This window comes from Clostridium sp. Marseille-Q5894, assembly GCF_946902305.1.
In the GTDB taxonomy this organism is placed as follows: Bacteria; Bacillota_I; Bacilli_A; order Erysipelotrichales; family Coprobacillaceae; genus Thomasclavelia.
This window is the reverse complement of record NZ_CAMPPT010000006.1, coordinates 61,294-73,073: the sequence shown is the minus strand read 5'-3', so window position 1 is coordinate 73,073 and position 11,780 is coordinate 61,294. Positions and strand designations below refer to the sequence as shown.

The 11,780-nt window shown below is 31.2% G+C and carries 9 protein-coding genes; 6 read left to right on the top strand and 3 right to left on the bottom strand.

Going from position 1 to position 11,780, the window contains the following annotated elements; translation table 11 throughout:
* Nucleotides 1–127: 127 nt before the first annotated feature.
* From rbr to OC535_RS10085, 3 genes are all read right to left on the bottom strand, one after another.
* Complete coding sequence (gene rbr, locus OC535_RS10095) at nt 128–715, bottom strand: rubrerythrin (RefSeq protein ID WP_027089562.1); 588 nt, start codon at nt 713–715, stop codon at nt 128–130.
* 21 nt (nt 716–736) lie between these two features.
* Entirely contained in the window at nt 737–1,126 is a 390-nt protein-coding gene (locus OC535_RS10090; RefSeq protein WP_024721268.1) for a Fur family transcriptional regulator, read from the bottom strand.
* 108 nt (nt 1,127–1,234) lie between these two features.
* Nucleotides 1,235–2,149: a nucleoside recognition domain-containing protein gene (locus tag OC535_RS10085; RefSeq protein WP_027089563.1), complete on the bottom strand. Its 915-nt coding sequence runs from the start codon at nt 2,147–2,149 to the stop codon at nt 1,235–1,237.
* A 124-nt stretch (nt 2,150–2,273) separates the two neighbouring features.
* Here OC535_RS10085 and hflX point away from each other — a divergent pair, with 124 nt between their 5' ends.
* From hflX to OC535_RS10055, 6 genes are all read left to right on the top strand, one after another.
* On the top strand, nt 2,274–3,500 hold the full coding sequence (gene hflX / locus OC535_RS10080; RefSeq protein WP_027089564.1) for a GTPase HflX: 1,227 nt from the start codon (nt 2,274–2,276) through the stop codon (nt 3,498–3,500).
* Nucleotides 3,501–3,513: 13 nt separating this feature from the next.
* Nucleotides 3,514–3,699, top strand: a complete 186-nt coding sequence (locus OC535_RS10075; RefSeq protein ID WP_024721270.1) for a hypothetical protein — start codon at nt 3,514–3,516, stop codon at nt 3,697–3,699.
* Between the two features lie 54 nt (nt 3,700–3,753).
* Nucleotides 3,754–4,743, top strand: coding sequence for an ornithine carbamoyltransferase (gene argF, locus OC535_RS10070; protein WP_027089565.1), 990 nt, complete (start codon nt 3,754–3,756; stop codon nt 4,741–4,743).
* 330 nt (nt 4,744–5,073) lie between these two features.
* Complete coding sequence (locus OC535_RS10065) at nt 5,074–5,817, top strand: metallophosphoesterase (RefSeq protein ID WP_051409448.1); 744 nt, start codon at nt 5,074–5,076, stop codon at nt 5,815–5,817.
* A gap of 3 nt (nt 5,818–5,820) precedes the next feature.
* On the top strand, nt 5,821–6,639 hold the full coding sequence (locus OC535_RS10060) for a MurR/RpiR family transcriptional regulator (protein ID WP_027089566.1): 819 nt from the start codon (nt 5,821–5,823) through the stop codon (nt 6,637–6,639).
* 308 nt (nt 6,640–6,947) lie between these two features.
* The gene (locus tag OC535_RS10055) at nt 6,948–11,780 is read left to right on the top strand and encodes an alpha-L-fucosidase (protein WP_498823729.1); all 4,833 of its coding nucleotides are present in this window, start codon (nt 6,948–6,950) and stop codon (nt 11,778–11,780) included.

Genomic DNA, 11,780 nt, shown 5'->3' with positions numbered 1-11,780 from the left:
ATTTATTACAGGTGTATGCTAAAAATACGAGGTGATAGCAATGAATAAAATCAAGGAATTACTAGAAATAATTGAATTTAGTATCGAATTATATTTTTCAAAATAAAAAGCCTTGATAGCAAGGCTTTTATCCTAAAAAGAAAGTATTTACTTCAAAATGAGCTTGAGGATGATCACATGCTGGACATCTTTCAGGTGCTTCTAAACCTTCATAAACAAATCCGCAGTTATTACATTTCCAAACTACAGGTGTTTCTCTTTTAAATGTTGTACCATTTTCTAAAGCTGCCAATAATTTTAAATATCTTTCTTCATGATGTTTTTCAGCAATTGCGATGCTGTCTAAAATAGCTGCAATATCTTCAAATCCTTCTTCACGTGCTGTTTTAGCAAAGCTTGGATACATTTCAGTGTATTCTTCATTTTCACCAGCTGCCGCAGCTTTTAAATTTTCAGCAGTATTTCCAAGTAATACAGGGAAGCTGCCATCTGTATATAAACTTTCACCAGCAAAATCTTTATTCATTAATTTCATTAATCTTTTGGCATGTTCTTTTTCCTGGTTAGCAGTTTCTAAGAAAATATTTTGAATTTGTACGTATCCTTCTTTTTTAGCGATTGATGCATAATAAGTGTAACGATTGCGTGCTTGACTTTCGCCAGCAAAAGCATGCATTAAGTTGTTTGCTGTTTTTGTTCCTTTAAGTGTCATAATTTGTTTTCCTCCATAAGTCTTTTAATTTTTAGTTTTTAAACAATTTTTACAAGTTCCACTGAAAACAAGGTCGATTTTTTCAATTTGATGTTCAGTTTCCTTTTGTACATCATTACTAATACGTTCATCATCATAAATAATATCAAATACTTGTTGACATTCTTTACAAATAAAATGATGGTGCGCTGAAAGATCAGCATCAAAGTGTACAGTAGTTTGACCCACATCCAATTTCCTTATTAATTTAGCTTCCGCTAAAAAATTCAAATTACGATACACTGTTCCTAAACTTAAACCAGGATTATCTTTTTTTAATTCTGTATAAATTGTTTCGGCAGTCGGATGATCACATCTGGCTTTTAGATTTTCATATATAAGTTCCCGTTGTTTTGAATATCTGGTTTTTGTCATATGCTTACTCCTTTTTATAATAGTAATGGTTACTATTATAATATTATATTATTTTAAAACAGTCAACACTAATGATAATTATTCTTAATAAGACTAAATCAATAAATATCATAAAATAAATGTATATAAAACTAAACAGATCATAAATGAAAAAATACCATGATATAAACGGGCAATAAAATATTCTTTAAAACTATATTCGATGCCATACAATAAATTATCTGTTTGCATCATTACACTAATGCCACTAAAAGATAAATTAAAACATATTAAACTATAAACAAGCGGTGTATGCTTAAATTCTAATAACTGTAAACTGCCAGAACTAAATTCAAGAATACCTTGAATAATAGCGTTTATAAAACTGTCTTTAATAATATGTGATAAAGCATAACCAATAAATTGAAAAACTAACATGTAACCTAAAATAAAAATAAAAGCATAACAGGAGCTAAGAATACTTTGCTTTAAGGCTTCAACAAAGTTCAAATGGGGTTGTTTTAATTTAGTAAGTGATTCTTGAAGAGTTTGGAACTGATAATGTTGATGATAAAATAGGGCTTTAATAATACTAGGAAGTAAATGGCAAAAATAAATAATTGCGGGATTTTCTAAATTTAATGATACAAAGATAAAAGAAATTGATGCAAAAGAGGCAATGGAGAGTAGATGCTGTAATTCATTTTGATTAATGTAGTTTAGTTCATAAGCTTCTTTGATCATTTTAACATTTGTCGGGTAACCGCAAAAGAAAGAAATAAAGTATATTGAAGACATGATCGGTGATAATTTAAATAATGGTTTGAATATCCATTGAATTAAATAACTAAATAAATTTAGTAGACCAAGTGATAAGCATAGTGATATTAAAATCATAAAAGGTAAAAGCGAGGGAAGGAGATTATTAATAACTATTTTAATCACATTATTAGAAAGAGAAACAATTTGAAACATATTAAAAAAGGAAAATAAAGTAATAAATGCGACTAAAACTAAAGTAAAATAATAATTTAACTTTTTCATGTCTTCCTCCATTTCTATTATTATTTAAATACTATTGATTTTTAATAAACAACAAATTTCATTTTCAACATTTTCCTTCTAGTAATATTGAATAAGATAGGGTAAAATTAGATGAGGTGAAAAAATGGGTGCCTTAATTGTAGGTGTTAAATATAAAGAAATGAATTATGATTTGGATAATTCATTGATTGAATTAGAAGAATTATGTAAAGCGTGTAATATTCAGGTAGTTAAAAGATGTATTCAGAATTTAGATAGGATCAATCCATCATTGTATATTGGAACAGGAAAAGTACAAGAAATCAAAGCACAGTTAGATGGTATCGATATTGTTATTTTTAATGAAGAATTATCACCTTTACAAGTAAAAAATTTAACAGATATTTTAGATGTTGAGGTAACTGATCGTACAGATTTGATTTTGCGAATCTTTGAAGTAAGAGCTAAAAGCAAAGAATCTAAGCTACAAGTAGAAATAGCTAAAGGACAATACTTATTACCACGATTAGCTGGGATGAAAGAACATCTGTATAGTCAACAAGGTGGTTCGGGGTTTCGCGGTAGTGGTGAAAAGCAGTTAGAATTAGATCGAAGACTTATTTCTAATCAAATAGCGCAGGCTAAAAGACAATTAGCAAAAATTGTTAAACAGCGTCAGAATCAACGAAAAAGACGTAAGAATAATGAGATGAAAGTTATTGCTTTAGTTGGATATACTAATAGTGGCAAAAGTACCTTGATGAATGCTTTTTGTCTTAATAAAAACAAGCAGGTATTGCAAAAGGACATGTTATTTGCAACCTTGCAGACAGCTACTCGTAATGTGTTAATAAATAAACATGCCTGTTTACTTACAGATACAGTTGGTTTTATCGATCGTTTACCTCATCATTTGATTCAGGCTTTTCGTTCAACGCTTGAAGAAGTTGTTGAGGCTGATTTATTGATACATGTAGTTGATACTTCAAATCCTAATTATGAAGCTTATATTGAAACGACTAATCAAGTATTGAATGAATTGGGAGTAAAGGATACCCCGATGATTTATGCATATAATAAAGTTGATTTAAATAAATATGGTTTTATTGTACCGATAGAACCATATGTGTTTATTTCGGCTAAGGAGAGAATTGGATTAGATCAGTTAGAAACAGTTATCAGCAGTATCCTTTTTAAAGATTATGCAATTTATGATTTAAATATTCCTTATCAAGATGGTGAAGTATTTAAGTATTTACATCAACATAGTTTAGTGCTAGAATTTCAGTATTTAGAAGATAGTATTTATTTAAAAATAGAGATGCATCCTAGTCAAATAGCTAAATATAGTAAATACTTATTAAAAAATTGAAGGAGGTTTTATCATGGACGAAAAGAAATTATTTCGATTAGATTTAGCGATTGCTGTTGAGGCAAATTCAGCTAAAGAAGCGTTTGATATTTTAGTAACTGATGAAACATTAAAACAAGTTCGAGAATTAATAATTCAATCTAAAGACAATATTAAAGAAATGTTTGAAAAGGAAGAAAAACCGGCAGTAATCAATTAGTTGATTATTGCTTTTGTTTTTGTTAAAATCTATAGAATAAAGGGGGAATTAGAAATGAATCTACACGGAAGAAGTTTTTTAACACTTAAAGACTACTCAAAAGAAGAAATAAGATATTTGCTGGATCTTGCTCACAAATTAAAAGCAGACAAGAAAAAAGGAATTTTAGGTAATCGTCTAGCCGGAAAAAATATTGTTTTGTTATTTGAAAAAACATCAACAAGAACTAGATGTGCTTTTGAAGTAGCAGCATTAGATGAAGGTGGACACGTAACTTTTTTATCTAACTCACAAATGGGAAAAAAAGAATCAATTGAAGATACAGCTAAAGTATTAGGAAGAATGTATGATGGAATTGAATTTAGAGGTTTTGAACAAAGTACTGTAGAAGCATTGCGTGATTATTCTGGCGTACCAGTATGGAATGGCTTAACAGATGTTGATCATCCAACCCAAACATTGGCAGACTTTTTAACGATCGAAGAACATTTAGACAAACCTTTAAATGAAGTGAAGTTTGTCTTTACAGGTGATATCCGTAATAATGTTTGTTATGGTTTAATGTATGGAGCTGCTAAAATGGGAATGCATTTTGTGGCTTTAGGACCAGATGAATTAAAAATGGATCCTGAAGTAGTTGCTTATTGCAAGGAAGAGGCAGCTAAATCTGGTGGAAGTTTAACAATTACTAGCAATGTTGATGAAGCTGTTAAAGATGCTGATGTCATCTATACTGATATTTGGGTATCAATGGGGGAAGCCGAAGAGCTTTATCCAAAACGAGTAAAGCTTTTATCACCATATAAAGTAACACAAGAGATGATGGCTAAAACAGGTAATCCAAAAACTTTATTTATGCATTGTTTACCTTCGTTCCATGATTTTGAAACGACTGTGGCAAAAGAAAAATATGAACAAGGTATTGATATTCGTGAAGTAGAAGATGAAGTATTTAGAAGTGCTAATTCAGTTGTTTTTGATGAAGCTGAAAATAGAATGCATACAATTAAAGCAGTAATGGTTGCAACTTTAGGAAAAGAGTAAACGAAGCAATGCTTCGTTTATTTTTATAAAAAGATAAATCTTAGGTAAAAATGATAAGTTTGAAATTGGAATAAATCTCGTGAAAAAGGATTTTGAGTATGCTAATATTTTGATATGCTTATGATAAAAGACTCTTATTGAGCTGACTAGCTATAAAGGGATAAGATTTTATGTATAAAAAGCAAATGGGTTTATGATCAAAATTATAATTAGGGAAAATGTTAAAAGAGCTAAAAATGTGGTTATAAATGTGGTTATATCTGATAAGATAAGAAAATAATCAAAAATTTTGGCTTTGTTTATGTTATTATATTTGTGGGTGGTGAAATAATGAGACGTGTTTATGTCATAAGTGATCTACATGGTTATTATGATTTGTTTATTAAATTATTAGAAAAAATCTCATTTAGTGAATTTGATTTATTATATATAATTGGTGATGTATGTGATCGAGGACCAGATAGTTTAAAGATCTTATTTTATATTCAAGAACATGATAATATAATTTTAATTAAAGGAAATCATGAATATATGATGCAAGAGGCATTGTATTATGGGGTTTATTATGATGATATTGATTATCCTTCAAAAGCCTTTAAATTGTGGATTGCTAATGGCGGAAATACAACGATGGAGAATATTCGCGAGTATCTTCAAAAAGATAAATTAAAACATGAGGATTATCGGGTGGTTAGAAGTGCATTTTTAAAGAATTTATATGAATATTTAAACAATTTACCAGAATATTTAGAAATAGAAGTTAATAATCAAAGTTATGTTTTAGTCCATGCAGGAATTGACGTAAAACGTCCTTTAGATAAGCAGGATCTAGATACTTTGCTTTGGATCAGGGAAGGATTTTATTTACAACGTGGTGATTTGACTAAAATTTATATTTTTGGACATACACCAACGGCATTATTAAATAAGGATTATAGTTTTAATATCTGGCTTGATGAAGTTCATCATAATAAGATTGGAATTGATGGTGGTTTAGCTTGTGGAACAGTTGGACAATTAAATTGTTTATGTTTGAATGATGGTCAAATTACAGTGATTCATAAGGGAGGATAAGTGATGCGAAGTGCTTTTTATAATTTAGTTAATTTTATTAATACAGCTAATATTAATGACGTTTATGCAAATGCCGCAAGGATGATCTTACGGAATATTTATTTGATTCCTCAAAGTACGATAACTGATGTTGCTGATTTTTGTTTTGTTTCAACAGCGACGATTTCTAGATTATGTCGAAAACTTAACTATGAATCTTTTGCTGATTTTAAATTGGATATTACAATGAATCTTAATTATTTTAATCGTGATGCTCTAAGACTGCAGTTTGATCATCAATTACCGCAGCGGAAATATTTACATAAAGGTAAAGAAGTATTTAAAGCACACTTTGAAAATATCATTGATAATTTACGAGCAACTTACGATAATATCGATTATGAAGATCTAGAGTTTATTGTTGATAAGATCCATAGTGCTAATAAAATTTGTTTCGCAGGCAATTTTTTTACGCAGTCTGTTTCCATGCAGCTACAGATCGAACTTTCTTATTTAGGAAAAGAATGTAGCGGGATGTATCCTTTATCGCAGCAGCTTTTAGTAATTGAACAGTTAACGAAAAATGATGTGATTATTGTATCGAGTATTGCTGGTGGTTTTATGATCGATCATCCTGATGTGATGCGTGCGATTTCTAAATCTCCAGCTTATAAAATTGTAATAACGCAATTAGATGAGTTTGTATATAGTAATTCAGTAGATATGATTTTACAAGTAGGAACAGATCACCAGTCTTTGATTGGTAAGTTTTCTATTACGTATATTTTTGAGGTATTGGAAGCACTGTATCATCTTAAATATGGGACTAAGGATCTTAAGTAGAATATAGATAAATTAAATGATGAAACTATTATGTGAATTAGTTATCATCATTTTTTATTATTAAATTAAAAAAGACAAAAAATATATTTAAAAAACTAAATACGTTTTTATATAAATAAGATACGATAAATTTATGAAACCGTTTACATCACATGATCAAGTAATATACTATTTTTATTGTGTTTAAGTAAAACGGTTTTGTTAATAAATAGAATTTAAAACGAGGAGGCGATAAATAAAATAATAAGACGAATTTTAATTAAAAAGATAATTATGGGAAAAGAATATTAAATGAAAGGATAAAAATGATGAAGTTAAGTAAAATAGCGTTATCACTAACGATGATCATGACTCTGGTACCGGGAATAAACCATATAAATGCAGCTGAAAGTTATATTAGTGATAGTGATTTATCAACTATGCAGGTGGCAGCTCCAGAACCTTGGGGAGTTACTCCGACAAATGAGCAGTATCGTTATCAAAAAGAAGAATTAGCAGGTTTTGTTCACTTTGGACCTAATACTTTCAATGAAATTGAATGGGGAGAAAATTATGGGAATAAAACCCCAGACGAAATATTTAAATTAGAAAATGATTTTGATGCCGAGACATTGGTAAAAGCATTTAAAGATGCTGGATTTAAGAAGATCATTGTAACTGCTAAACATCATGACGGTTTTTGTATTTGGAATAGTCAATATACAGATTATGATGTTGCAAATACAAGCTATAAAAATGGTAACGGTGATATCTTGGCAGAAATTTCAGCAGTTTGTACAAAATATGATATTGATATGGGATTGTATTTATCACCATGGGATATTCATGATTCTAGTTATGGTTATTATGATGAAAATGGTAATGCGACAACTGAAGAAAATGATGTGTTAGATTATAATGACTATTATGTAAATCAGTTAAATGAAATTTTAGGAAATGATAAATATGGTAATAATGGTCATTTTACAGAAATTTGGATGGATGGCGCTAAAGGAAGTGGTGCCAATGCCCAAAAATATGATTTTAAACGTTGGTATGAGACGATTCAAACACAAGAAGGATTAGAAGCTGGCTTTGATAGTGAATGCATGATTTTCCAATGTGGTGCTAATACGACAGTTCGCTGGATTGGAAATGAAAATGGTTTTGCTTCAAAAAATACCTGGTCAAAATCAAATGTTGATATCGAAGCTGATACATGTGATGATAATGTCCAGGGAAGTTATTCATTGGGATATGAAAATGGCAATAAATGGACAGTACCTGAAGCTGATGCGCGGATTACATCAGGATGGTTCTGGGGGACAAGAAAGAATACCCCTAAAAGTCTTGCCGATTTAGGAAATATGTATTTTAATTCAGTTGGTCATAATGCACCATTGTTATTAAATGTACCACCAAACTCAGATGGAACAGTTGATCAGGCAATATTAGATAGATTAGCTGAATTTGGGAAAAATATTGAAGAAACATTTAATAATAATTTAGCAGCTTCAACAAATGCCTCAGTAAAAGCCTCAAGTGTGCGTGGTGACGACATTACCTATGGTCCAGGAAATGTCATTGATGGAAATGATGAAACATATTGGACGGTTGATGATGGGATACAAGAAGGTACTCTGTTAATAGATTTAGGTTCAACAAAATCATTTGATGTTGTTTCTATCGAAGAAGCCATTCAGTTTGGTCAAAGTATCAATGAATATAAAGTTGAATATCGTAATGGCGAAAATAGCGAATGGAAAGTCATGGATGAAGGGGAAACGATCGGAGCTAAAAGATTAGTCCGGACAGCAACTGTAAGAGCTGATCAGATTCGAATTACAGTCGATACAAACAAAAGCGATGCGGTGCCGATCATCAGTGAAGTAGGTGTATATAAAGCTAGCGAAGGATTTGAGCTAGCGGGTATGGCTCCTGAAGGAATGGATGTTATTGATATTGAGGATACTGATATTTCAGATGGAATGGGTTATACATTTAATGGTACATGGTATAAAGAAAATATTACAACTTGTATTAATGGGACAAACCGTTATGCTAATGCGGGGGCATCCTTAACCCTTACATTTACAGGCAGCAAAGTTTATCTGATGGGTACAAAGGATCCAAATCATGGTACTGCTACTATTACAATAGATGGTGGTGAAGCAGAAAAAATAGATACAAATGCTAGTTCACGGGCAACTGGACAAATAATTTATGCTTCAAAAGATTTAGAAGATGGCGAACATACTTTAACATTAAGTGTAGATTCAAAAGCGATTGGAATCGAAGCTGCATATGTTATTAACAATGGTGGCAAAGGTATGATTGGATTAGAAGAATCTAGTTATACAATGAATGAAAATGAGAGAATCAATGTTAAAATAGTTCGGGTTGGTGGCAACAAAGGGACAATAACTGCAAAATTACAACCTAATCCAGGAAGTGCGATTCAAGATGATTTTAATACTGAACTGATTACTAATATCGTAATGGAAGATGGTGTTAATGAAACTTATGCTCCTGTAGAAACAAGAAGAAATACTAATGCAACAGGTGATCGAGTATTTAGTGTCGAATTAACAGAACCAAGTAGTGGTTTGATTTTAGGATTTAATGATAAAGCAAATATTACTATTAAAGATACTGAAACGAGTTCTTTAGAAACATTGAATATGCTTCTTGAATCAGGAAAACAAAAGATTGAAGACTGGTATATATCAGGTTGGGTACAGTTTAAAGCTGCATTGATATATGCACAAGAAATTGCTGAAAAATCAGATGCTGCTATTTCTGAAATTGAAAAAGCAATTGAGGATCTAAGAATTGCTGAAAATGGATTAGTTAAAAGAGAAAAATATACTCAAGAAGATCCTTTTGTTTTCCCTTGGCAAAAAGAGACATCAGCAGTACTTGAAGCTGAATTTGCAAGTGAGATCATCAATGATCCAAGCAATGATAATGGCTGGCCTTGTGTCGTTACTGAAGGTTCATGGGCAAGTAATGGAAAATTTATTGATGCTATCAATCATGGTGATGTCGTTAAATATAATTATAATGCGATAAAAGCTGGAATATATCATGTAAAAGCATATTATCGAAGTGGATCAACGACAAATGCTTTAGCGTGGTCAGAAGAAAGCGGAAAAATAGAAAGTGGCAGTGTGTCAGCTGGAGCTAGCAGTACAGCAGCAACGCATATTGCAGAATTTGACTTAAATGTAAAAGAAGCTGGTAATGGGGTATTAGTATTTACAGGACCAGCGGGCAGATCACCACAGCTTGATAAATTAGTTTTTACGCCTGGTGATATTGAATTGAGTACATATAATATTGAAGCAATTGCCAGTGCTGGTGGTACAATTAGTGACGAAGGTATAACTGAGGTTACTGAAGGTGATAGTAAAACATATAATATTATTGCTGATGAAGGATATGAAATCAAAGATGTTCTTGTAGATGGCAAATCTGTCGGTATAGTTGATTCTTATACTTTTGAAAATATTGGTGCAAACGCTAAAATTGAAGTAATATTTGTATTTAGTAAATATACAGAGAATAATCCATTTGTTTTCCCTGAAGGAAACGATACGATAGTTCTTGAAGCTGAATATGCAAGCGAGATCATCAACGATCCAAGCAATGATAATGGCTGGCCTTGTGTCGTTACTGAAGGTTCATGGGCAAGTAATGGAAAATTTATTGATGCTATCAATCAAGGTGATGTCGTTAAATATCATTACAATGCGATAAAAGCTGGAATATATCATGTAAAAGCATATTATCGAAGTGGATCAACGACAAATGCTTTAGCATGGTCAGAAGAAAGCGGAAAAATAGAAAGTGGCAGTGTGTCAGCTGGAGCTAGCAGTACAGCAGCAACACATATTGCAGAATTTGACTTAAATGTAAAAGAAGCTGGTAAGGGAATATTAGTGTTTACAGGACCAGCAGGCAGATCACCACAGCTTGATAAATTTGAAATCGTATATGTCGAAATTTTAGATAAAGCAGGATTGAATGAGGCAATCATTGTTGCTGAAAATTTAAACGAAGCTGATTATACGACAGAAAGCTGGACTGTAATGCAAAATGCTTTAACAAATGCAAAAATTGTTGTAGCTAAAGAAGATGTGACTCAAGAAGAAATTGATATTGCAGCAGCAAATTTAAATGCAGCTATAGAAGCTTTAGTTGAAAAAGTAATTGAAACAGATAAATTAGCTTTACAAATTGCTATTGAAATGGCTGAAGATGTAAATTTAGAATATGTCTTACCAGTTGTAGTAACAGAATTTAATGAGGCTTTAGAAAATGCTAAAGAAGTATATGATAATACTAAAGCTACACAAGTTGAAGTAAATAACGCTTTCGATCGACTAGCGAATGCTATGCATATGTTAGAATTCTTTAAAGGTGATAAAACAGCATTACAAAAACAAGTAGATATGATCAATGGTTTAGAAGCAGATAAATACATTGAATCTAGATGGAATGCAATGTTATCAGCGTTAGATAAAGCAAATGATGTACTAGGTAACGAGAATGCAATGCAGGAAGAAATAGATGAAGCGTATATAGAATTGGTAAAAGCTTTCTTAGACTTAAGATTAAAACCAAATAAGGATTTACTAAGTGCTTTGATCAATAAAGTAAATGGATTAAATGAGGCAAATTATACAGTAGCATCATGGGAAGTAATGAATGAAGCATTAAATGATGCAATAGTAGTATTAGAAGATCCAGATGCGACACAAATAGAAGTAGATGCAGCATATGAGGCATTGATAAGAGCATACTTAAACTTAAGATTGATTCCAAATAAGGATCTATTACAAGAGTTGATCAATAAAGCAAACAGCTTAAATGCAGCAAGTTATAGTGCTGAATCATGGAATGTATTACAAGAAACATTAAACAATGTACAGGCAGTGTTAAATAATTCTGAAGCAAGTCAAGAGCAGGTTGATAATGCTAAAGATACTTTAACTAAGGCAATGGCCGGATTAGAAGTAATTGAAGCAGGTAATCCAGTCAAAGTTGGAGATTCAACAGTAAGTATTAAAACAGGTGATGATACTTTAACTGGAGTATTTGCGGGATTAGGATTAATAAGTATGGTTACGGTTTTAGTAAGCAAACGAAAAGAAGATTAA

What these genes read in the sequence shown, in the direction of transcription:
- OC535_RS10055 (WP_498823729.1), top strand. Translation starts at nt 6,948, where the DNA reads ATGAAGTTAAGTAAAATAGCGTTATCACTAACGATGATCATGACTCTG.
- OC535_RS10065 (WP_051409448.1), top strand. Translation starts at nt 5,074, where the DNA reads ATGAGACGTGTTTATGTCATAAGTGATCTACATGGTTATTATGATTTG.
- OC535_RS10060 (WP_027089566.1), top strand. Translation starts at nt 5,821, where the DNA reads ATGCGAAGTGCTTTTTATAATTTAGTTAATTTTATTAATACAGCTAAT.
- hflX (WP_027089564.1), top strand. Translation starts at nt 2,274, where the DNA reads ATGGGTGCCTTAATTGTAGGTGTTAAATATAAAGAAATGAATTATGAT.
- OC535_RS10090 (WP_024721268.1), bottom strand. Translation starts at nt 1,126, where the DNA reads ATGACAAAAACCAGATATTCAAAACAACGGGAACTTATATATGAAAAT.
- OC535_RS10075 (WP_024721270.1), top strand. Translation starts at nt 3,514, where the DNA reads ATGGACGAAAAGAAATTATTTCGATTAGATTTAGCGATTGCTGTTGAG.
- argF (WP_027089565.1), top strand. Translation starts at nt 3,754, where the DNA reads ATGAATCTACACGGAAGAAGTTTTTTAACACTTAAAGACTACTCAAAA.
- OC535_RS10085 (WP_027089563.1), bottom strand. Translation starts at nt 2,149, where the DNA reads ATGAAAAAGTTAAATTATTATTTTACTTTAGTTTTAGTCGCATTTATT.